Source organism: Actinokineospora fastidiosa, assembly GCF_014648415.1.
Classification (GTDB): domain Bacteria; phylum Actinomycetota; class Actinomycetes; order Mycobacteriales; family Pseudonocardiaceae; genus Actinokineospora; species Actinokineospora fastidiosa.
The window spans coordinates 997241-1019353 of record NZ_BMRB01000002.1; the positions used below are offsets into that span (position 1 = coordinate 997241).

Annotated in this window: 20 protein-coding genes and 1 pseudogene; 13 read left to right on the forward strand and 8 right to left on the reverse strand. The window is 71.5% G+C overall.

The window, feature by feature from the left end:
• The first annotated feature begins 60 nt into the window (after window positions 1-60).
• The 8 genes from tal (at window position 61) to IEY98_RS14520 (ending at window position 9538) form a co-directional block, all read left to right on the forward strand.
• Complete coding sequence (gene tal, locus IEY98_RS14485) at window positions 61-1191, forward strand: transaldolase (RefSeq protein ID WP_229786906.1); 1131 nt, start codon at window positions 61-63, stop codon at window positions 1189-1191.
• Between the two features lie 28 nt (window positions 1192-1219).
• The gene (locus IEY98_RS14490; protein ID WP_189210951.1) at window positions 1220-2821 is read left to right on the forward strand and encodes a phosphoglucose isomerase-related protein; all 1602 of its coding nucleotides are present in this window, start codon (window positions 1220-1222) and stop codon (window positions 2819-2821) included.
• Window positions 2818-4350, forward strand: a complete 1533-nt coding sequence (zwf, locus tag IEY98_RS14495; protein ID WP_189210952.1) for a glucose-6-phosphate dehydrogenase — start codon at window positions 2818-2820, stop codon at window positions 4348-4350. Before IEY98_RS14490 ends, zwf begins: the two co-directional genes overlap by 4 nt.
• Window positions 4347-5513 (forward strand): glucose-6-phosphate dehydrogenase assembly protein OpcA, encoded by a 1167-nt coding sequence (opcA, locus tag IEY98_RS14500; protein WP_189210953.1) that lies wholly within the window; start codon window positions 4347-4349, stop codon window positions 5511-5513. The genes zwf and opcA overlap by 4 nt, the downstream gene beginning before the upstream one ends.
• On the forward strand, window positions 5510-6250 hold the full coding sequence (gene pgl, locus IEY98_RS14505; protein ID WP_189210954.1) for a 6-phosphogluconolactonase: 741 nt from the start codon (window positions 5510-5512) through the stop codon (window positions 6248-6250). Before opcA ends, pgl begins: the two co-directional genes overlap by 4 nt.
• A gap of 126 nt (window positions 6251-6376) precedes the next feature.
• Window positions 6377-7393 carry a sigma-70 family RNA polymerase sigma factor gene (locus IEY98_RS14510; RefSeq protein ID WP_189210955.1) on the forward strand — a complete coding sequence of 339 codons (1017 nt, stop codon included), beginning with the start codon at window positions 6377-6379 and terminating at the stop codon, window positions 7391-7393.
• Window positions 7390-8796, forward strand: coding sequence for an MFS transporter (locus tag IEY98_RS14515; RefSeq protein WP_189210956.1), 1407 nt, complete (start codon window positions 7390-7392; stop codon window positions 8794-8796). The genes IEY98_RS14510 and IEY98_RS14515 overlap by 4 nt, the downstream gene beginning before the upstream one ends.
• Entirely contained in the window at window positions 8789-9538 is a 750-nt protein-coding gene (locus IEY98_RS14520) for an isocitrate lyase/PEP mutase family protein (RefSeq protein ID WP_189210957.1), read from the forward strand. The genes IEY98_RS14515 and IEY98_RS14520 overlap by 8 nt, the downstream gene beginning before the upstream one ends.
• Before the next feature lie 51 nt (window positions 9539-9589).
• Here the strand turns inward: IEY98_RS14520 and IEY98_RS32600 are convergent, their stop codons facing one another.
• The 3 genes and pseudogenes from IEY98_RS32600 to pabB form a co-directional block, all read right to left on the reverse strand.
• Window positions 9590-10567, reverse strand: a complete 978-nt coding sequence (locus IEY98_RS32600; protein WP_268244593.1) for a glycerophosphodiester phosphodiesterase family protein — start codon at window positions 10565-10567, stop codon at window positions 9590-9592.
• Window positions 10568-10582: 15 nt separating this feature from the next.
• Window positions 10583-11611, reverse strand: a pseudogene (locus IEY98_RS32605) (glycerophosphodiester phosphodiesterase family protein); the annotation flags it as partial.
• A gap of 431 nt (window positions 11612-12042) precedes the next feature.
• A complete protein-coding gene (gene pabB / locus IEY98_RS14530; protein ID WP_189210959.1) occupies window positions 12043-14067 on the reverse strand; it encodes an aminodeoxychorismate synthase component I in 2025 nt (674 codons plus the stop codon).
• Window positions 14068-14304: 237 nt separating this feature from the next.
• Between pabB and IEY98_RS14535 the strand changes: the two genes are divergently transcribed.
• The 5 genes from IEY98_RS14535 (at window position 14305) to IEY98_RS14555 (ending at window position 18105) form a co-directional block, all read left to right on the forward strand.
• Window positions 14305-15432, forward strand: a complete 1128-nt coding sequence (locus tag IEY98_RS14535; RefSeq protein ID WP_229786907.1) for a sensor histidine kinase — start codon at window positions 14305-14307, stop codon at window positions 15430-15432.
• A gap of 97 nt (window positions 15433-15529) precedes the next feature.
• Window positions 15530-15817 (forward strand): hypothetical protein, encoded by a 288-nt coding sequence (locus IEY98_RS14540; RefSeq protein ID WP_189210961.1) that lies wholly within the window; start codon window positions 15530-15532, stop codon window positions 15815-15817.
• Window positions 15814-16743, forward strand: coding sequence for a hypothetical protein (locus tag IEY98_RS14545; protein WP_189210962.1), 930 nt, complete (start codon window positions 15814-15816; stop codon window positions 16741-16743). Before IEY98_RS14540 ends, IEY98_RS14545 begins: the two co-directional genes overlap by 4 nt.
• Window positions 16740-17357, forward strand: a complete 618-nt coding sequence (locus IEY98_RS14550; RefSeq protein ID WP_189210963.1) for a DUF3558 family protein — start codon at window positions 16740-16742, stop codon at window positions 17355-17357. Before IEY98_RS14545 ends, IEY98_RS14550 begins: the two co-directional genes overlap by 4 nt.
• Before the next feature lie 160 nt (window positions 17358-17517).
• Entirely contained in the window at window positions 17518-18105 is a 588-nt protein-coding gene (locus IEY98_RS14555; RefSeq protein WP_189210964.1) for a DUF3558 domain-containing protein, read from the forward strand.
• Between the two features lie 48 nt (window positions 18106-18153).
• On the opposite strand, the gene IEY98_RS14560 is transcribed toward IEY98_RS14555, so the two are convergent.
• The 5 genes from IEY98_RS14560 to gap form a co-directional block, all read right to left on the reverse strand.
• The gene (locus IEY98_RS14560; protein ID WP_189210965.1) at window positions 18154-18495 is read right to left on the reverse strand and encodes an RNA polymerase-binding protein RbpA; all 342 of its coding nucleotides are present in this window, start codon (window positions 18493-18495) and stop codon (window positions 18154-18156) included.
• A gap of 32 nt (window positions 18496-18527) precedes the next feature.
• Window positions 18528-18758 carry a preprotein translocase subunit SecG gene (gene secG / locus IEY98_RS14565; protein ID WP_189210966.1) on the reverse strand — a complete coding sequence of 77 codons (231 nt, stop codon included), beginning with the start codon at window positions 18756-18758 and terminating at the stop codon, window positions 18528-18530.
• A gap of 274 nt (window positions 18759-19032) precedes the next feature.
• Window positions 19033-19818, reverse strand: coding sequence for a triose-phosphate isomerase (gene tpiA, locus IEY98_RS14570; RefSeq protein ID WP_189210967.1), 786 nt, complete (start codon window positions 19816-19818; stop codon window positions 19033-19035).
• Entirely contained in the window at window positions 19818-21005 is a 1188-nt protein-coding gene (locus tag IEY98_RS14575) for a phosphoglycerate kinase (protein WP_189210968.1), read from the reverse strand. The genes tpiA and IEY98_RS14575 overlap by 1 nt, the downstream gene beginning before the upstream one ends.
• On the reverse strand, window positions 21005-22009 hold the full coding sequence (gap, locus tag IEY98_RS14580; protein WP_189210969.1) for a type I glyceraldehyde-3-phosphate dehydrogenase: 1005 nt from the start codon (window positions 22007-22009) through the stop codon (window positions 21005-21007). The genes IEY98_RS14575 and gap overlap by 1 nt, the downstream gene beginning before the upstream one ends.
• Window positions 22010-22113: the final 104 nt, after the last annotated feature.

The following is a 22113-nucleotide window of genomic DNA, read 5'->3' on the forward strand; positions in this document are numbered from 1 at the left end:
GAGCGAACCAATGACACAGGGCCAGCGCGAGCGCCGCCTCGGAGCCTGCGAGGAGGCGTCGTGAGCGACAAGACCGATCTGCTCGGCAGGCTCTCCGCGGCCGGGGTGTCCATCTGGCTGGACGACCTGTCCCGCGAGCGGCTGCAGTCGGGCAACCTGGACGAGCTGATCCGGGACAAGCACGTCGTCGGCGTCACCACCAACCCGACGATCTTCGCCACCGCCCTGGCCGACGGTGAGTCCTACAACGAGCAGGTGCGCGAGCTGGCCGCGCGCGGGGCGTCCCTCGAGGAGGCCGTGCGCGAGCTGACCACCGCCGACGTGCGGCACGCCTGCGACAAGTTCCGCGACGTCTGGCAGGCCACCGACGGGGTGGACGGCCGGGTATCCATCGAGGTCGACCCGCGCCTGGCCAAGGACTGCGACGCGACCGTGGCCGAGGCGCTCGACCTGTGGAAGGCCGTGGACCGGCCGAACCTGCTGGTCAAGATCCCGGCCACCGAGGAGGGCATCCCCGCGATCACCCGCACGCTCGCCGAGGGCGTCAGCGTCAACGTCACGCTGATCTTCTCCGTCGAGCGCTACCGGCTGGTCATGGACGCCTACCTGGCCGGCCTGGAGCAGGCCAAGGCCAACGGGCACGACCTGCGCTCGATCCACTCCGTCGCCTCGTTCTTCGTGTCGCGAGTGGACAGCGAGGTCGACAAGCGGTTGGATGCCATCGGCACCGATGACGCTGTCGCCCTCAAGGGCAAGGCCGCACTGGCCAACGCCCGGCTGGCGTACGCGGCGTTCCAGGAGGTGTTCGCGGGCGAGCGGTTCGCCGCCCTGGCCGCCGACGGCGGCCGCCCGCAACGTCCACTGTGGGCCTCGACGGGCGTGAAGAACCCGGATTACCCGGACACGCTCTACGTCGACCAGCTGGTCGTGGCCGACACGGTGAACACGATGCCGGAAAAGACCCTGCACGCGGTCGCCGACCACGGCAGGATCACCGGTGACGCCTTCGTCGACACCGTCACGGGCACCGCGGACGCGGCGGGCGAGGTCTACGCGGCGCTGGAGCGCGTGGGCATCGACGTCACCGACGTGTACCTGGCGCTGGAGAACGAGGGCGTGGACAAGTTCGAGAAGTCCTGGACCGAGCTCCTGGAGACGGTTCAGGGCCAGCTGGACGCCGCCGAGAAGTAACAGGACGAGGAGAGGGCTGACGCCGCAGATGGCAGACCACCCCGGAGAAGTCGCAGTAACGATCAACGACGAGCGGCTGTCCGAGGAGGCGGCCCCTCTCGTCGGCCAACTCGTCGCGGACAGGGCGGCGTCGCGGCTCACCTCGCAGGACCACACGCTGTGGGGCGAGGCCGCCGAGGCCGTGGCGGCCATCCGGCTGTCCTGGACCACGCTGCACGAGACCTCGCGGCCGCTGCTGGCCGAGATCGACGCCCTCCGCGCGGAGCTGCGCGCGGAGGGCGTCGATCGGGTCGTGTTGGCGGGCATGGGCGGCTCGTCGCTCGCCCCCGAGGTCATCACCGCCACCGCGGGCGTGCCGCTGATCGTCCTGGACACCACCGACCCCGGCCAGGTCGCCGACGCGCTCGCGGGCGACCTGGACCGCACGGTCGTGGTGGTGTCGTCGAAGTCGGGCTCCACCGTGGAGACCGACAGCCACCGGCGGATCTTCGCCGCCGCGTTCGAGGCCGAGGGCATCGACGCGGGCTCGCGGATCGTCGTCGTCACCGACCCGGGCTCGCCGCTGGAGGACCTGGCGGCGGGCTACCGGCGGGTCTTCCAGGCCGACCCGAACGTGGGCGGGCGCTACTCGGCGCTGACCGCGTTCGGTTTGGTGCCCTCCGGCCTGGCGGGCGCCGACGTCGCCGCGCTGCTGGACGAGGCCGCCGCGACGGCCAGGACGCTGTCGCAGGACAGCGCCGACAACCCGGCGGTGCTGCTGGCCGCCGCGCTGTCGGCGGCGCACGCGCGGGGCGCGGAGAAGGTGGTGCTGGCCGACACCGGCTCCGGGATCACCGGGTTCGGCGACTGGGCCGAACAGCTGGTGGCCGAGTCCACCGGCAAGGAGGGCACCGGCCTGCTGCCCGTCGTCGTGGAGGGTCCGGAGGCCCCCGGGTTCGCCGACGCGGGCGAGGACGCCACCGCCGTGGCCATCGGGCCGGGCGGGGCGGTGTCCACTTCGGGCAGTCTCGGCGGGATGTTCCTGCTGTGGGAGTACGCCACCGCGCTCGCGGGCAGGCTGCTGGGCATCAACCCGTTCGACCAGCCCGACGTCGAGGCGGCGAAGAAGGCGGCCCGCGCGCTGCTGGACAACCCGACCGAGCAGGCCGGGTCCGGCCAGTCCTTCCTGGACGGGCCGATCGAGGTGCACGGCGCCCCGGACGGCGTGACGACGCTGGTGGAGGCGCTGCAGGTGCTCACCGGGTCCGCGCCGGAGTTCGGCTACATCGCCGTGCAGGCGTACCTGGACCGCATCGCCGACGCCTCCGCGGCCGTGCTGCGCCCCGAGCTGGCCCGCAAGACCGGGCTGCAGACCACCTTCGGGTGGGGGCCGCGGTTCCTGCACTCGACCGGCCAGTACCACAAGGGCGGCCACCAGAACGGCGTGTTCCTGCAGATCACCGGCTACCCGGAGACCGACATCGACGTGCCGGACCGGCCGTACAGCCTGGGCGTGCTCCAGCTCGCGCAGGCCGTCGGCGACGGCCAGGTGCTGTCCGGGCTGGACCGGCCGGTGCTGCGCCTGCACCTGACCGACCGCGCCGCGGGCCTTGCCCACCTGGTGCACACCCTCGCCGAGGTGTCGAGGTGACCCGCATGTGGACGAACCCCCTGCGCGACGAGCGGGACAAGCGGTTGCCGAGGATCGCCGGGCCGTGCGGCCTGGTGATCTTCGGGGTGACCGGCGACCTCTCGCGCAAGAAGCTGATGCCCGCGATCTACGACCTGGCCAACCGCGGCCTGCTGCCGCCGGGCTTCTCGCTGGTCGGCTTCGCCCGCAGGGACTGGGCCGACCAGGACTTCGGGCAGGTCGTCTACGAGGCGGTCCGCAAGCACGCGCGCACCCCGTTCCGGGAGGCGGTGTGGGACCGGCTGGCCGAGGGCTTCCGGTTCGTCGCGGGCAGCTTCGACGACGACGACTCCTTCGACCGGCTGGCCAAGACCGTCAGCGACCTCGACGAGGCGCGCGGGACCAGCGGCAACCACGCGTTCTACCTGTCGATCCCGCCGGGGGCGTTCCCGGTGGTCACCAAGCAGCTCGCGCGCTGCGGGCTGGCCGAGCCCACCTCGCAGGACGAGTGGCGCCGGGTGGTCATCGAGAAGCCGTTCGGGCACGACCTGGCCAGCGCCAAGCAGCTCAACGACATCGTCAACGACGTCTTCCCCGAGGAGTCGGTGTTCCGCATCGACCACTACCTCGGCAAGGAGACGGTGCAGAACCTGTTGGCGCTGCGCTTCGCCAACCAGCTGTTCGAGCCGATCTGGAACTCGCACTACGTCGACCACGTGCAGATCACCATGGCCGAGGACATCGGCCTCGGCGGGCGCGCGGGCTACTACGACGGCATCGGCGCCGCCCGCGACGTCATCCAGAACCACCTGCTGCAGCTGCTGGCGCTGACGGCGATGGAGGAGCCGGTCTCGTTCAGCCCGTCGGCGCTGCGCACCGAGAAGATCAAGGTGCTGGAGGCGACCCGGGCCACCGGCCCGTTCGCCGAGACCACCGCGCGCGGGCAGTACGCGGGCGGCTGGCAGGGCGGGCAGAAGGTGCCCGGCCTGCTGCAGGAGGAGGGCTTCGCCAAGGACTCCACCACCGAGACCTACGCCGCGATCACCCTGGAGGTGAACACCCGGCGCTGGGCGGGCGTGCCGTTCTACCTGCGCACGGGCAAGCGGCTGGGGCGGCGGGTCACCGAGATCGCGGTCGTGTTCAAGCGCGCCCCGCACCTGCCGTTCGACCAGACCTCCACCGAGGAGCTGGGGCAGAACGCCCTGGTGGTGCGGGTGCAGCCGGACGAGGGCGTGACGCTGCGGTTCGGCTCCAAGGTGCCCGGCAGCACCATGGAGGTCCGCGACGTGTCGATGGACTTCAGCTACGGCCACTCGTTCACCGAGTCCTCCCCGGAGGCCTACGAGCGGCTGATCCTCGACGTGCTGCTCGGCGAGCCCTCGCTGTTCCCGGTGAACAAGGAGGTCGAGCTGAGCTGGGAGATCCTGGAGCCGGTGCTCAAGTACTGGCAGACCGCGGGCAAGCCGGAGGACTACCCGGCAGGCACGTGGGGCCCGCCGTCGGCGGATCAGATGTTGGCGCGTACCGGCAGGCACTGGAGGCGGCCGTGATCATCGACCTGCCCTCGACGACAACGTCGCAGGTCAACTCCAAACTCGTCCAGGTCCGCGAGCAGGGCGGGGCGAACACCCTCGGCCGCGTGCTCACCCTGGTCATCGTCACCGACGACGGCGAGCGCACCGAGGACGCCATCGACGCTGCCAACGACGCCAGCCGCGAGCACCCGTGCCGGGTGATCGTGGTGGCGCGCGGGGCGAAGAAGGCAGCGGCGCGGCTGGACGCGCAGATCCGCGTCGGCGGCGACGCGGGCGCCAGCGAGGTCATCGTGCTGCGGCTCTACGGCGCGCTGGCCGACGAGGGCGCGTCCTGCGTCATCCCGCTGCTGCTGCCGGACGCCCCGGTGGTGGCGTGGTGGCCGTCCGAGGCGCCCGCCCGGCCCGCCGAGGACCCGATCGGGCGGCTGGCGACGCGGCGGATCACCGACTCGGCCGCGGAGAAGAACCCGATCAAGGCGCTGGAGGTGCGGCAGCGGAACTACACCGCGGGCGACACCGACCTGGCGTGGACCCGGCTGACGCTGTGGCGGGCGGTCCTGGCCGCTGCGCTGGACCTGCCGCCGTACGAGCGGGTGTCGTCGGCGACGGTCACCGGCGAGGGCGACTCGCCGTCGACGGACCTGCTGGCCGCGTGGCTGGCCTCGCGGCTGCGGGTGCCGGTGCGGCGCGTGCGCTCGACCACCGGGCAGGGCATCTGCGCGGTGGCGCTGGAGCGCCGGTCCGGGCTGGTGGAGCTGGAGCGCCCGGACGGCAAGGTCGGCACCCTGGTCCAGCCGGGCCAGCCCGCGCGCCGGGTGGCCCTGCAGCGCCGGGAGATCCGCGACTGCCTCGCCGAGGAGCTGCGGCGGCTCGACCCCGACGAGATCTACGAGAACACGCTCAAGGCGCTGCCGAAGATCGAGCGCACCCGCAGCGCGCCCAAGCCGAAGGTCAAGCCCGCGCAGCCGAAGCCGGAGGAGAGCCCGAAGCCGTCGGCGCGCCGGGCCAAGGCCGTCGCCGCGGCCCGCCCCGGCCCGGCGGAGAAGGCCGAGCACCCCGGGACCGCGCCGAAGAGCCCGCCCGCCAAGGCGGCCAAGGCGAAGGCGTCCGGCAAGGCGAAGTCGGGCCGGGCGAAGAAGGACGACCAGGTGGACTCGGCCGCCGGGACCCCGTCATGAGCCACCAGGTCGTCGTGCACCGCTCGCCCGAGCTGCTGGCCGCCGCGACGGCGGCCCGGCTGATCACACGGCTGGTGGACGTGCAGAGCGCCTGCGGGTCGGCGTCGCTGGTGCTGACCGGCGGCCGCACGGGCATCGCGGTGCTGGAGCAGGTGCGCGCCTCGGCGGCGTGCGGGGCCGTCGACTGGTCGGCGGTGGACGTCTTCTGGGGCGACGAGCGCTTCCTGCCCGCCGGGGACCCCGAGCGCAACGAGACGCAGGCGCGGGCGGCCCTGCTGGACCACGTGCCGGTCGACCCGGCCCGCGTGCACCCGATGGCCCCGTCCGACGGCGACCTCGGCGACGACCCGGACGCGGCCGCCGCGGCGTACGCCTCCCTCGTCGCCGACCGCCTGGCCTTCGACATCCTGCTGCTGGGCGTCGGCGAGGAGGGGCACACGCTGTCGGTGTTCCCCACCTCCCCCGCCGTCTACGAGACCGAGCGCCCGGTGGTGGCCGTCCGCGACTGCCCCAAGCCGCCGCCGACCCGGGTCAGCCTGACCCTGGCCGCCGCGCGCGAGGCGACGGAGGTCTGGCTGATGACGACGGGCGCGAACAAGGCCGAGGCCGTGGCGATGGCGCTGTCCGGCGCCGACGAGGTGCAGCTGCCGGCCGCAGGCGCCCGCGGCCGGGAGCGCACGCTCTGGCTGGTCGACACCGCCGCCGCGGCGAAGGTGCCCGCTCCCCCAGCCGCCTGACCCCCGAACGCCGACGCGCCGTGCCGCTCCCGTGGCACGGCGCGTCGGCGTCTCGGGCGCCGACCAGTTTCGGCCGCGCGCGGTGTCCATCCTTGTGTGAGGGATTACCGGAGAGAGGGAGCCGAGATGCTCGCCGCCGATCTGCTGGCGCTGGCACGGCGGGGTGACGGCGAGGCGTTCCGCCTGCTCGTCGAGCCGTACCGGCGGGAACTGCAGGTGCACTGCTACCGCATCCTGGGGTCCGTGCAGGACGCCGAGGACCTGCTGCAGGACACGCTGCTCGCGGCCTGGCGCGGGATCGCCGGGTACGAGGGACGCGCCTCGGTGCGGACCTGGCTCTACCGCATCGCGACCAACCGCTGTCTGAACGCGCTGCGCGCGGACACCCGCCGTCCGCGGGTCTACTCGGCCGAGTCGGAGTTCACGTTGCCCGAGCCCACGCACCGGCGAGCGGAGCCCAGCTGGCTCGAGCCCTACCCCGACGCGCTGCTCGACGAGCTCGCCGACGACGTGCCGGGGCCGGAGGCGCGCTACGAGATGAGGGAGTCGGTGTCGCTGGCGTTCCTGGCCGCGCTGCAGGAGCTGCCGCCCAGGCAGCGGGCCGTCCTCGTGCTGCGGGACGTGCTCGGCTTCCGGGCGGCCGAGGTGGCCGCGATCCTCGACGTGACCGAGAACGCGGTGACCGGCGCGCTGAAGCGCGCCCGGGCCGCGATGGCGGTCCCGGACCGGGAGAGCGCGCCGCTGCCCGACTCGCCCCGGGAGCGCCGCGTCGTCGACGACTTCGCCCGCGCGTTCCAGGCCGGGGACGTCGACGCGGTCGTGGCCATGCTCACCGACGACGCGTGGCTGACGATGCCGCCCCTTCCGCTGGAGTACCGCGGCCTGGAGGACGTCCGGCACTTCCTGGCCACGGTCGCGCTCCGCGAGGGCAACGACCACGTGCTGGTCCCGACGCGGGCGAACGGCCAACCGGCCTTCGGCTGCTACCTGCGCGACCCGAGGACCCCGATCCTGCACGCGCACGGGGTGCTCGTGCTGACCCTGTCCGGCGACCGGATCTGCGCGGTGACCCGGTTCGTGGACAACGCGCTGCTGGCGGCGTTCGGCCTGCCCAGGACGCTGCGGCCGCGGGACGACCGATGACGCCCAAGCAGGCGTGGGCGCTGGGCCTGGCGTCGCTGGCGTCGTTCATGATGGCCCTGGACAGCCTGGTCGTCACGACGACGCTGAGCACGATCCGGCAGGACCTGGCGGCGTCCGTCGAGGAGCTGGAGTGGACGGTCAACTCCTACAACCTGACGTTCGCGGTGCTGCTGCTGACCGGGGCTGCGCTGGGCGACCGGTTCGGCCGCCGCCGGATGTTCGTCGTCGGGCTGGCGGTGTTCACCGTGGCGTCGGTGGCGTGCGCGCTGTCGCCGTCGATCGGCACGCTGATCGCGGCGCGGGCCCTGCAGGGCGCGGGCGCCGCGCTGGTGCTTCCGTTGTCGCTCACGCTGATCAGCGCGCTGTTCCCGCCGCAGCAGCGCGGGAAGGCGATGGGGCTGTACCTGGGCATCACCGGGCTGGCGACGTTCAGCGGGCCGTTCATCGGCGGGGCCATCGCCGAGGGGCTGGCCTGGCAGTGGATCTTCTGGCTGAACCTGCCGGTCGGCGTGCTCGCGATCCTGCTGACCCTGCGGCGCGTGGACGAGAGCGTCGGGCCGAACAACCGGCTCGACCTCGGCGGTGTCGCGCTCGTCACGGTCGGCGCGTTCGGTGTCGTCTGGGGACTGGTGCGCGGCAACGCGGCGGGTTGGGGCAGCGCGGAGGTGCTGGGCGCGCTCGTGCTCGGCGTCGTGCTGCTGGTCGCGTTCGTGCGCTGGGAGCAGCGCGCGGAGGCGCCGATGCTGCCGATGCGGTTCTTCCGGGCGCGCGCGTTCGCCACGGCCAACCCGGCGAACTTCTGCGTGTTCGCCTCGCTGTACGGGACGCTGTTCTTCCTCGCGCAGTACTTCCAGACCGTGCTGGGGGAAGGGCCGCTCGGCGCGGGGCTGCGGCTGATGCCGTGGACGGCGACGCTGATGGTGTGCGCGCCGATCGCGGGCCGGCTGGCCGACAAGCACGGCGAGCGGACGTTCGTCGTTGTCGGTCTGCTGCTCCAGACTGTCGGCATGGGTTGGATCGCCGCGGTCGCCGACACCGACACCGGCTACCTCGCACTGCTGCCCGCGCTGGTCGTCGGCGGGGCCGGGCTGACCATGGCCATGCCCGCCGCGCAGAAGGCGGTGGTCGGGGCGGTGCGCCCGCAGGAGATCGGCCAGGCGTCAGGGGCGTTCATGACGCTGCGCATCCTCGGCGGGGTGTTCGGCGTCGCGGTCTCGGTCGCCGTCTTCGCCGGGGTCGGGGGCTACGCCTCGGCGGAGGAGTTCAGCGCGGGCTTCACCGCGGCGATGGGCGCGGTCGCGGCCCTGGCGTTCACCGGCATGCTCGCCGCGCTCGGCATGCCGCGCAGACGACCGGCGGCTTCCGCCGTGTCCGTAACCACTGGAGGGGATAGGAATGGCTGACTTGAAGGCACACGCCGAACGGCTCAGGGAGCTGCACCGCGGGGAGATGTTGGTGCTGCCCAACGCTTGGGACGCGGCGAGCGCGGCGACGGTGGTGGAGGCCGGGTTCCCGGTGGTCGCCACCGCCAGCGCGGCCGTCTCGGCGATGCTCGGCCACCCCGACGGCGAGGGCGCGCCCTGGCAGGAGATGTTCGCCGCGGCCGCCCGCATCGCCCGCGCGGTGTCCGTCCCGGTCACCGTCGACGCCGAGGCCGGGTACGGCATGGGGCCGAGGGAACTGGTCGACCGCCTGCTGGAGACCGGCGCGGTCGGCTGCAACCTGGAGGACACCGACCACACCTCCGGCGGCCTCACCGACGCCCACGCCCACGCCGAGTGGCTCGCCGCCGTCCGCTCCGCCGCGGACGACGCCGGGGTGCCGATCGTCATCAACGCGCGCGTGGACACGTTCACCGGCTCCGGCGGCATCCCGGAGCACGACCGCCTCCCCGAGGCGATCCGCCGAGGCTCGCTCTACCGCGACGCGGGCGCCGACTGCATCTACCCGATCGGCGTGCGGGACAAGGACACCATCGCCACTTTGGTCAAGGAACTGGGCTGCCCGATCAACGGCAACGCCAGCGACGACCTCGACCTGGCCACCCTCCGCGCGGTGGGCGTGGCCCGCGTGTCCTACGGCCCCCGGTTCTACCGCGCGGCCCTGGCGGGCTTCCTGAGCGGCATCAAGGAGTTGCTGCCGTGAGCTAGGCGTGGTCAGCCGGGCCGCCGCCTGTGCGGCGGCCCGGCTGCCGCGTCAGCGCAGGCCGTTGCGGACGGCGACCTCGACCAGCAGGTCGGGGTCGTCGCTGATCACGCCGTCGACGCCGAGGGCGATCAGGCGCTGCATGGTCGCCTCGTCGTTGACCGTGTACGGGACGACCTTGACGCCCTTGCGCTGGAGTTCGGCCACCGTGGGGCCGTGGAAGTAGGCCGGGTTCTCCCGCAGGTACCAGTCCTCGGACGCGACCGTGCCCTGGTTCGGGTCGTGCACCTGCCAGTTGGCCGACACCGTGGACGCGCCCGACTGGCGGACCAGCTTGGCCAGGTCGCGGTGCTTCCACCAGTCCAGCCCGCCCGTCCACGGGCTCTTGACCGTCGGGTCGCCGTAGACGGCCTGCAGGGAGCACTCGTCGGCGATCGAGGCGCACTCGGCCGGGCCGTACTGCCAGACCAGGGCGACGGTCTCGATGCCGGCCCGGCGGGCCAGCATGATCGTGCGCCAGTCGAACGACTGGAGAGTGGTGCGGCGCGTGAAGCCCGCCCGCTTGATCTCGCCGACGACCTTGCGGGTGAACACGTCGTAGGGCGCGGTGTCTGCCGCGGTCGGGCTGATCTTGGTCTCGATGTTGAGCCGGACGTCGGTGCGGCCGGACGCGCGGACGGCGGCGAACACCTCGGCCAGCGTCGGGACGCGCTCACCCGGGACGGCGCGCTGGCGCGGGAACTCCGGCAGGGTCTTGCTGCCGCAGTCGAGCGTCTTGAGCTGTGCGAGCGTCAGGTCGTGCACGCGCTTGCCGACGTACGGGAACTTCGGGTCGCCCGCCGTCGTGGGCGCGGTGTCGACGCAGTGGGAGCCGTTGATCGTGCGGTCGTGCAGGACGACCACGACGCCGTCCGCGCTGATGCCGGTGTCAAGCTCCAGTGTGGACACATCCGGGTTGGCCAAGGCGTGCCGGAACGCGGCGAGGGTGTTCTCCGGCAGGACGGCGCGGGCGCCGCGGTGTCCCTGGATGTCGAACGGGGAGGCGTAGCCGCGCGGAAGCCGGTAACCGCGGTCGGCGAGCAGCGCGCGCAGGCGGTCCGGGTAGTCGGTGATGAGCCCGTCGACGCCGTCGTCGATCAGCTTTGCCATGGTGGGCACGTCGTTGACCGTCCACGGGATCACCTTGATGCCGTTGCGGTGCGCGTGGCGGACCATGTCGCGGGTGACGTACGGCCGGTATCCCGGGTCGGTGACCTTGCCGTTCTGCGGGAACCCGTGCACGGGCGAGAAGGCGGACGCGCGGAAGGTCCTGATCGCGGCGATGGGGTCGCCGCCGAAGTCGTCGATGTCCAGTCCCCCGAGCCACGGCGACTTGCCGGGCTTGCCGGTCTGGAGGAAGTCGTAGTTGGTCAGCGCGACCCTCGGGATGCGCGGGGCGACCTCCTGCCAGCGCATGAGCGTGCCCCAGTCGAAACTCTGGATGCTCACCCGCCGCTCCATGCCCGCCTTGCGGATCTCGGCCAGCGTCACCTGCACGAACTGCTCACGAGGCGCGGTCTCGTGCGGCGCCCCCGCCTCCACCTTGGTCTCGATGTTGAACCGCACGTCCCGAGCGCCGTACCGCTCGACGAGGGCGAACACCTCGCTCAACAGCGGCATCCGCGCCCCCGGGGCCAACCGCTGCCCCGGGTGGTCCACCAGCCGCAGCGAGCCGCAGTCGAGCGTGCGCACCTGGGCGAGCGTCAGCGTGTTGACGTACTTGCCCACATAGGGGAACTCAGGGTCGCCGTCCGTCACGGGCTCCGTGTCCCGGCACTTGCGGGCGTCGACACGCCGATCGTGCGTGACGACGGCCTGCCGGTCCTCGGTGATCTGCACGTCCAACTCCAAGGTGGACACCCCGAGCCGGATGGCGTTGCCGAACGAACTGAGGCTGCTCTCCACCCGCAACCCCAACCCACCCCGGTGGGCCTGCAGGTCAAACCCCCGCCCACCCTCCGCCGCCGAGGGCACAACCCCCACCACGGATAACGCCGCGGCCACCACCGCAACCACTGTCAAGGATCGCTTCATGCCCGGATGCTCGCCGCCCAACACAACCACCCGGTAGCCACCGGATGAACACCACCACAGCCCCACCACAAGGCCCTCGACCCGACCGGCAGCCGACACTCCTGGCCGCCCAAGTCACGTCTTCATGACACGCGCCCGCACCGCTCGCCACGTCCGAACCCGAGCAGCAGGGACCGCTACCCCAGTGGCACTCCGCCCGCGTGGATCTCGACCCTCAACACCCTCTCACCACCAGGCATAGCGCACCCCCACCCGGAGCCCGGAGCCCGGAGCCCGGAGCCCGGAGCCCGGAGCCCGGAGCCCGGAGCCCGGAGCCCGGAGCCCGAAGCCCGAAGCCCGAAAGGCAGACCCCTCCCGCCCGGGGGCTGACCCCCACGGTCAATCCTATCGCGACCCACCGACAAAACTGGAGCGGACACTCCGAAAGGCCGTCACCGCACCGAGGCCCGGCCGGGGAACTGCACCCCCAGCAGGTCCACCAGCGCCGCCGCCTTGACCGCCGTCTCCTCGTACTCCTCCCCCGGGTCCGACAGCGCCACCACCGCCCCGCCGACCCCGAAGGCCACCTCGCCCGGTCGCACGACCAGCGTGCGGATCACCATGCTCAAATCGGCCGCCCCGGTGAGCGAGAACCACCCCAGCGCCCCCGAGTACACCCCGCGCGGGCCGCGCTCCAGGTGGTCGATGATCTCCATCGTGCGTTCCTTCGGCGCGCCCGTCATCGAGCCGCCGGGGAAGGCCGCGCGCAGGCAGCGGACCGCGGAGACGCCCTCCGCCAGCCGCGCCCGCACCGTGCTCACCAGCTGGTGCACGGTCGCGTAGGACTCGACCTGGAACAACGCGGGCACGTGCACCGACCCGACCTCCGCGTACACGCCGAGGTCGTTGCGCACGAGGTCGACGATCATCAGGTTCTCCGCGCGGTCCTTCTCCGCCGTGGCGAGGTCGTGCCGCAGGGCGGCGTCCTCCTCCGGGGTGCGCCCGCGCGGCCGGGTCCCCTTGATCGGCCGCGACTCGACCATCCCGTCCGAGGAGACCGCCAGGAACCGCTCCGGCGACGCGCTCAGCACCGCCCGGTCCCCGAACCGCAGGAACGCGCCGAACGGGGCCGGGTTGGCCACCCGCAGCCGCCGGTACGTCGCCCACGGGTCCAACTCGGCTGGCGCGGTCAGCTCGTTGGTCAGGCAGACCTCGTAGGACTCCCCGTCCCGGATGGCGGCCAGGCACTCGTCGATCATCGCCAGGTACGCCGCCCGGTCGTGCCGCGCGGTCAGCCCGCCGACCCGAGGCTGCGCGCCCGGCGCGGGCAGCGGGGACAGCGTCAGCAGCCGGGCCGACGTCTCGTCCAGCCAGTGCTCCGCCTCCTCCGAGTCGAGCGCCAGCAGGTGGATCTCCTCGGTCTGGTGGTCGAAGACGATGACGCGGTCGGCGAACACCAGCGCCGCGTCCGGGTCCGGGCTCGCGTGGGCGCGGCTGCCGCCGGTCTCGGCCTTCAGCTCGTACCCCAGGTAGCCGACCCACCCGAGGGCGAAGCCGAACGGCAGGTACGGCACGTCGACCCGCCACCGGGCGAGGTCCGCGTCGAGCCAGTCGAGGAACGAGCCGTGGTGGACGTGCGTGCCGTCCTTGTCCTGCACGGTGACGGTCCCCGCCTGCACGTCGGCGGTCGCCACGCGGGCCAGCGGGCCGGACGCGTCCCCCAGGTACGAGAACCGCCCGCCGCCCGCCGAGTCGAGCCAGAAGGCGTGCTCGGAGTCGCGGTAGAAGGCGTCGAAGGCCTCCTCCGCGGTGACCGGGAGCGTCAGGTGCCGGACCAGCACGCGCGCGTTCGGCGCCTGGGCGCGGGGAGCGAGCGTGATGCGCTCCCTCGGTTGTTCGGCGTGGTGGCGGCGGGTCATCGCCGCGAAGTTGGCCAGCAGGTCGAGCCCGCGCTCGGTGCAGACGGACTCGGGGTGGAACTGCACCCCCCACGCGGGCCGGTCGCGGTGCCGTACGCCCATCAGGACGCCGTCGTCCGCCCATGCGGTCGGCTCCAACTCCGGGGGCAGGTCGGTGACTGTCAGCGAGTGGTAGCGCACGACCCGTAACGGATTGGGTAAGCCGTCGAACAAGTCCCGGCCGTCGTGGTGGACGGTGGAGAGCCTGCCGTGGCGGACCTGCGGGGCGTGCCCGACCTGCGCTCCCGCGAGCAGGCACAGCCCCTGGTGGCCCAGGCAGACCCCGAGCAGCGGCTGGCGGGCGGCGGCGAGCACGGCGGCGCTGAGGCCGAAGTCGCGGTGCTTCGCCGGATGGCCGGGGCCGGGCGAGATGACGACGTTGTCGAAGTCGGCGAGGCCGCCGAGGTCCCAGTCCTCGTCGTTGCGCACCACCGTGGGGCGCGCTCCGTCAAGCGAAGCCAAGGCCTGGTAGAGGTTGTAGGTGAAGGAGTCGTGGTTGTCCACGATCAGCGTCCGCACGGCCCCTCCTCTCGTTTGCGCTCGCACAGAATCTGCGGGCCGGACGTCCCGCCGCCGTGGCAGCCGCGTCTCCCAGGTGACGAGGAGGGGCGATCCATGCCACAGCACCGGCGCCACCCGGCCCCGAACCGCGAGAATGCTACCGCCGGCACGGCGGTGCCCAGGCCCCGCGCCGACGCGCACGACCGGGCTGACCAGCCCGAACCAGCGGATCGGGGAGGTGGGAAGCTGAGCGGTGTGCTGCCCCGACAGGTCCCCCTGCGCCTGCCGCGCGCCCTGGTGAGCGCGAGCCCGCGCACGCGTGCCCTGGCCTCTGACGCCGCTGCGGTCGTCCTGGCCGCCCTGGACGTCTGGCTGGTCGTGCCCGAGGAACCGCCGTGGTACTCCCCGTGGTTCAGCTGGCTCGCGGTCGCGGCGCTGCTGCTGCGCCGCCACCTGCCGTTCGTGACGGTCCTGCTGTGCGTGCCCGGCTTCTTCTTCGGCTGGGCGCAGCTGGCGGCCATGATCGCCCTCGGCTCGCTGGCCAAGCGCGAGCTGTTCTCCTGGAAGACGGCCGCGGGCGCCCTCCTGGTCTGCGTGTGCCGCTTCGTCCTGTGGCCGTGGACCGACTTCCTCGACCTGACGTGGAAGGAGCACATCCTCGACGCGATGTACGGCGTGCTCGTCGCGGGCATGCCGGTGGCGATCGGGATGCTGATCACGGTCCGCGGCCAGCTGTCCGCGCGCATCCGCGACCTCGCCAGAAGCCAGGACCGCGAGAAACGCCTCCATGCCGCCACCGTACGCGCCGCCGAACGCGCCAAACTCGCCCGCGAAATGCACGACGTGGTGTCCCACCAGGTGACGCTGATCGCAATGCAGGCAGGCGCCCTCCAGGTCAGCACGACGGACCCCGAATCCCGCGAGGCCGCCGCCACCATCCGCGCATTGAGCACCCAGACACTGGAAGAACTCCGCGAACTGGTCGGCGTCCTGCGCTCCGGCGGCGACGAAGAGGAAATCCAACCCGGCTTGGACGAGGTAGACGCCCTGGTCCACGACGGCGTGGCAATGACGATTTCCGTGGACCCGCTCTCCGTCCCCGCCCCCATCTCCCGAGCCGCTTACCGGACGGTGCAGGAGGCGCTGACGAACGTGCGCAAACACGCCGGGGGCGCCCGAACATCGGTGCTGGTCAAGGAATCGGACGGCCATTTGGAAATCGAGGTCCGCAACAGCAGGCCCCGCCGCCGCTCCCCCGGCTTCCCCTCCGGCGGCCACGGCCTCCTCGGCCTCCGCGAACGCGCCACCCTCCTCTCCGGCACCCTCGACGCGGGCCCCACCACCGACGGCGGCTATCGAGTGATCGCCCGCTATCCGCTGTGATCTGAGCCCTACCCCGAATGGATGACGCCACCACCGAGTCGAAGGTGGCGTCTCCTGCGCCCCGGTAAATTCCGGGCGGCGACCAGGAGGGGGAGCTATGACCAGCGGTTTCGGCCTGCAGTTGAACGAATTGGACAGGCTGGCCAACCAGGAGTTGCCGTTGCTCGCGGAGATGATGGCCGAGCCCATTCCGGCGCTGGCGGCTCTCCACGACTTCGGTCCCACGCACAACTGCCCGGAGGCCAGCGCCGTGACACGGGCGCATTCGGCGCACTTGGACCTCATCAGCTCGCGACAGCGGCAGGTCTGCGACGCGATCGACGAGACCGCGAGCACGCTTCGGGAAATCATCGCGCTCTACCGTCGCGCCGACGGGCAGGGGTGATCGTGGCGGGCTGGCCGGACGACGACACGCTCGTCGAGGCGGAATCGCGGGTGCAGGCCAAGTTCCGCGAACTCCAGGTCCGGGCGTGGCAACTCGACGACGACCTCTCGTTCGCGGTATTTCCCGGACTCCGGACCTGCCTGGCCTTCGACCCGGAGGACATTCGCCGGGAGTTCGAGGCCATTCAGATCACCGCCCGCCGCCTCGGTGATTCCGAAGAAGCCGAGTTGCTCTTCTCCCGGATCGAGAACAACACATTGGACGGCTGGAACGGCGAAGCGGCGATAGCGTTCCTCGACCGCGTGACAGCGATCCACCGGGCCGCGTCCGTGCAACGGGAACACATCCTCGCCGCGCTCGCTTCCCGGGCGGCCGTGTACCAGATCGCCGTGGACGCTCGGCGCAACCATCTGGAACTCGCCCGCGCCACGGTGTCGGCCATCGACATCGCACTCGGCGAGATGTCCGAGCGAGCGGCGAAAGGCGCGGTCTCCGTCCTCGCCGACCTCGGGAAGGACCTGGCTAACCTTGACCCGACCAAGTTGCTGGGAAGCGGGATCAGCATGCTGATCAGCGTCACCAAGGGCACGGTGGACATGCTGATCGGCGGGAGCGAGTACGAGCAGATTGTCGACACGTTCGTGATCGAGTCTCGCAAGCTCGCAGACGGCCTCAGCTCTGATCTGCTGGCGGTACGTCAGAAAATGCAGGACGACCATTACAACCTGAGCACCGAAGTCGCGGAATCCGTTCTCCAGCAGCCGCTTCCCGCAGCCGCGGATGTGGACAGCCCGGACTTCAGCTACTCGGCCTTCTGGCACGATGGTCGCGAGCCCGTGCAGTTCGAGGACAAGGTCGCGGCCGAGCAGGCTGAGATGAAGGCAGAGGAGTCGACGATCCACCGGCGGCTCAAGGGGGCGCTGTGAGGGCGACGTCGGTCATCGTCGGTTTGGCGTTCCTTACCCTCGCCGCGGGTTGTGTCGCGGAGCCCGGCACGCCGGTGGCCAGCCGACCGAGCACCTCGATCCCCGCACCCACCACTGTCACGACGCCTCCGCGGACGCGGGTGACCACGCACTCTGTGAACCCACCGGAGGTGGTGAGGGAGATCGACGTGCTGGCCTGGACGGACAAGCCCTGCGCCGTCCTCACCGACGCGCAGGCCAATCACGTGGGAATCAACGCCCCCGCGGAATCCAGCATGCCGAACGAGCAGGGCGCACGGTGTTCACGGCGCGCGGAGGCAGGCGGGCCGGAGCTGCACATCAGGCTCTTCGGCAGGCGTGAGGACGTGACGAAGCTGCTGCTCGCGACCGATGAGCGCACCGAGTACCTGGCCGAGGCCACGGTAGCCGGGCAACCCGCGGTCGTAGCCTCAAGCGAGCCCGAACCCGAACAACGGTGCGTCGTGGGCGTCATGATGGCCGAGGACCAGTCGATCGAGGTAGATCTCCGCGCAGGCGAGCACGACCGAGGCGATGTCTGCGACCGCGCCCTGGTGGCCGCCGAAATGGTGGTGGCGACAATCGCGGCAACATAACCAATCAATGACCGTCTTTCCGGCACGAGGAGAACGCCGAGAACCGGTGACTGCGGAGGTCGCATTGAGGAAGACCATCGGTGGTCGAGTTCGCAGGTCCGACCGCCATCGCCTGCGGAATGTGGAAGCGATCCGGACAGGGGTGCGGAGGCGGGGCAGCGTGCTGACGGCACTCGTTCCGATTGTCCTCACGCTGGCCGGGTGCTCGACCACTGAGCCGGGCAGCGCCGTCTCCCACGAGACCGGCACGACAACGGTCCCACCAGCCGTCACCACCCCTCCGTTGACGGAGAAGCCGGAACCGGACGCACCACCCGAGATCAGGGACGGGCCGGCACCAGGGGACTGGGCGCGGCGCCCATGCGACCTGCTCGATGACGCGTCGGCCCGGGCGGTCGGTATCGCCGGGAGCGCCGAGGTCTCGACGATATCGACGTTGGGCGGCAAGTGTCTGCGAGAGCAGGACGGGCAACGATTGGAGTATGTCCTCTACAGCGAGTACAGCCTCTTCTATCAGCCCTACACGCGGACGACGAAATGGCGGTACTACGGCGAGGCAGGGCTAGGCAGGCAACTGGCGGGCGTGTTCGCCGACGAGGACCCACCCACCCGTGAGTGCCTGGTGGCGGTCGGCCTTACGGCGGAGTCATCGCTCGAGGTCACTCTCTCCGGCCCCGAGGACCCCGATGTGTGCGAACGCGCGCTAGCCGTGGCCGCGCACGTCGTCGACGGGATCGCAAGGGGCTAGTAGACAGCGAATGGGCCCTGACCGTGGTCAGGGCCCATCCGGGACACGTCAGAGCTCGCGCTTGGCCTTCAGCTTGGCCAGGGCCTCGGCGAGGATGGCTTCGCCGTCGGCGTCGGAGCGGCGTTCCTTCACGTAGGCCAGGTGGGTCTTGTACGGCTCGTTGCGTGGCGGCTTGGGTGGGGCCTGTTCGTCGAGGCCCGCGGGGAGGCCGCAGCGGGGGCAGTCCCAGGAGTCCGGCTTCTCGGCGTCCACGGCGAACGCCGGGCGGGACTCGTGGCCGTTCGCGCACCAGTACGACACCCGTTGGCGAGGGGCGGACTCGCCGCGCTCCGACTCGCCCATGGGACCGGCTCCGACCCGGGTGCCCCGGATCGCGTTACCACCGGACATCGGTCTTCACACCCCCACAATCAGTTCTTCAGTCAGATCTTCGTCAGCAGGCCGAGGCCGATCACGCAGATGACCCAGATGGCGCCGATGAAGAGCGTCGCCCGGTCCAGGTTCTTCTCGACCACGCTGGAGCCCGACAGGCTGGACTGCATCCCGCCGCCGAACAGCGACGACAGACCGCCGCCTCGGCCCCGGTGGAGCAGGACCAACAGGACGAGCAGCAGGCTGGTGACGATCAGGGCGATCTGCAGGGACAATTCCATGTCATCCTCGCTGTCGAACGGTGGAAGCCAAGGCTACCGTGTGTGGCGCGGAGGTTCGACCACCGGTCTCTCCCAGGGTGTCGCCCACTCCGGTGCAGCGTAACCCGCTCCCGGCGCCCCGCGATCAGCAGGTCGGCGCACATCACGGGCCGATAGTCCGATCGGGCGATGCGGCAGCGGTGCGACCCGGACAATTCCGAGAATCGCATTAATGCGCGATACCGAAGACGACGAAAGGGGGAGCCCTGACCAGGGCTCCCCCTTCCGCGCGGACTTACGGCAGCGGGCCGCCCGCGGCCATGGCGCAGAGCTTGGTGAACTCCTCGCCCTGCAGGCTGGCGCCGCCGACGAGGGCGCCGTCGACGTCGTCCTGGGCGACCAGGTCGCCGATGCTGTTGGACTTCACCGAGCCGCCGTAGAGCACGCGGACGGTGGCGGCCACCTCGTCGCCGTAGGACGACGAGAGCTGCTTGCGCAGGGCCGCGCAGACCTCCTGGGCGTCGGCGGGCGTGGCGACCTTGCCGGTGCCGATGGCCCACACCGGCTCGTAGGCCACGACGACCTTGGCCACCTGGTCGGCCTTGAGGCCCTTGAGCCCGGCCACCAGCTGGTCGGTGCAGTGCTGGACGTGGTTGCCCGCCTCGCGGACGTCCAACTGCTCGCCCAGGCACAGGATCGGGGTGATCCCGTGCTTGAGCGCCGCCTTGACCTTCTTGTTGACCAGCTCGTCGGTCTCGCCGTGGTACTCGCGGCGCTCGGAGTGGCCGACGGTGACGTACGAGCAGCCCAGCTTGGCGAGCATCGGGCCGGACACGTCGCCGGTGTAGGCGCCGGAGTCGTGCTGGGAGATGTCCTGCGCGCCGTACTTGAGCAGGAGCTTGTCGCCGTCGACCAGGGTCTGCACCGAGCGGATGTCGGTGAACGGCGGCAGCACGGCCACCTCGACCTTGGCGTAGTACTTCTCGGGCAGCGCGAAGGCGATCTTCTGCACCAGGGCGATGGCCTCGAGGTGGTTGAGGTTCATCTTCCAGTTGCCCGCGATGAGCGTCTGCCGCGCCATCAGCCCTCCAGCACCGACACGCCGGGGAGGTCCTTGCCCTCCAGGAACTCCAGCGACGCGCCGCCGCCGGTGGAGATGTGCGAGAAGCCGTCCTCGGGCAGGCCGAGCAGCCGCACCGCCGCTGCCGAGTCGCCGCCGCCGACCACGGAGAACGCGTCGGAGTCGACGATCGCCTGGGCCACGCCGCGCGTGCCGTCGGCGAAGGGCGCCAGCTCGAACACGCCCATCGGGCCGTTCCAGAAGACCGTGCCTGCGCCGCGCAGCACCTCGCCGTAGCGCTCGACGGTGATCGGGCCGATGTCCAGGCCCTTCCAGCCCTCGCGGATCTGGGCGGCCAGCACCGTCTGGGTGTTCGCCGCCGCCGAGAAGTCGTCGGCGATGACCACGTCCGCTGGCAGGAGGATCTTGCCGGGGTGCTCGGCGAGCAGCCGCTTGCAGGTGTCGATCATCTCGGCCTCAAGCAGCGAGTCGCCAACGCCCAGGCCCTCGGCGGCCAGGAACGTGAAGCACATCCCGCCGCCGACCAGCAGCGTGTCGACGCGCGGCAGCAGCGACTCGATGACGGCGAGCTTGTCCGACACCTTCGAGCCGCCCAGCGCCACCACGTAGGGCCGCTTGGGCTCGCCGGTCAGCTGGCGCAGCACCTCGACCTCGGCCAGCACCAGCCCGCCCGCGTAGGCGGGCAGCTTGGAGGCGACGTCGTAGACGGAGGCCTGCTTGCGGTGCACGACCCCGAAGCCGTCGGAGACGAACACGTCGGCCAGCGCGGCGAACTCCTCGGCCAGCGCCGAGCGCTCCTCTGCGTCCTTCGACGTCTCGCGCGCGTCGAACCGCACGTTCTCCAGCAGCGCGACGCCGCCGTCGGCCAGCCCCGCCACGGTCTCCCTGGCGGAGGGCCCGGTGACGTCCTCGGCCAGCGCGACCGGCCTGTCCAGCAGCTCGCCGAGCCGCCGGGCGACCGGGGCGAGGCTGTACCTGGCCTCGGGCGCGCCCTTCGGACGGCCGAGGTGCGCGGCCACGACCACCCGGGCGCCCGCGTCGGCCAGGCGGGAGATGGTCGGCAGCGACGCGCGCACGCGGCCGTCGTCGGTGATCTCGGGCCCGTCCAGGGGGACGTTCAGGTCGGCGCGCACCAGCACGCGCCGACCGGCGACCCCCTCGGCGAGCAGGTCGTCGAGCGTGCGCATCAGAGCTTCGACGCCACGAGCGCGGTCAGGTCGGCGAGGCGGTTGGAGTAGCCCCACTCGTTGTCGTACCAGCCGACGACCTTGACCTGGTTGCCGTTGACCTTGGTCAGCGGCGCGTCGTAGATGCACGACGCCGGGTCGGTGACGATGTCGGCGGAGACGATCGGCTCGTCGCTGTAGCGCAGGATGCCCGCCAGCGGGCCGTCGGCCGCGGCCTGGTACGCGGCGTTGACCTCGTCCAGGCTGACCTCGCGGCCCAGGGTGACGGTCAGGTCGGTGGCCGAGCCGGTCGGCACCGGGACGCGCAGGGCGTAGCCGTCGAGCTTGCCGTTGAGCTCGGGCAGCACCAGGCCGATCGCCTTCGCGGCGCCGGTCGAGGTGGGCACGATGTTCAGCGCGGCGGCGCGGGCGCGGCGCAGGTCCTTGTGCGGGGCGTCCTGCAGGTTCTGGTCCTGCGTGTAGGCGTGGATGGTGGTCATCAGACCGCGCTCCACGGTGAACGCGTCGTGCAGGACCTTGGCCAGCGGCGCGAGGCAGTTGGTGGTGCACGAGGCGTTGGAGATGACGGTCTGCGAGCCGTCGTACTTGTCCTCGTTGGCGCCGAGGACGACGGTCAGGTCCTCGCCCTTGGCGGGCGCGGAGATGATGACCTTCTTCGCCCCGCCCTCGTCGACGTGCTTGCGCGCGTCGGCGGCGTTGGTGAAGAAGCCGGTCGACTCGACCACGACGTCGACGCCGAGGTCCTTCCAGGGCAGCTTGCCCGGGTCGCGCTCGGCGAGGGCCCTGATCGTGCGGTCGCCGACCTTGATGCCCTCGTCGGTCACCGAGACGTCCTGCGGCAGCCTGCCCAGGACGCTGTCGTACTTGAGGAGGTGCGCCATCGTGGCCACATCGCCGAGGTCGTTGAAGGCCACGATCTCGATGTCGTGGTCACCGGCCGCCACGGCCCGGAAGAAGTTGCGACCGATACGACCGAAACCGTTGACGCCTACTCGAACCGTCACCGTCTTGTCTCCTCGTGAACTGGGGCTCTTTACCAAGCTCGAACCCTATCGGCCAGGGCGGGCCGCGGCAGGGTCCGGTCGGCAGTGTCTCTTTATCGAATCAG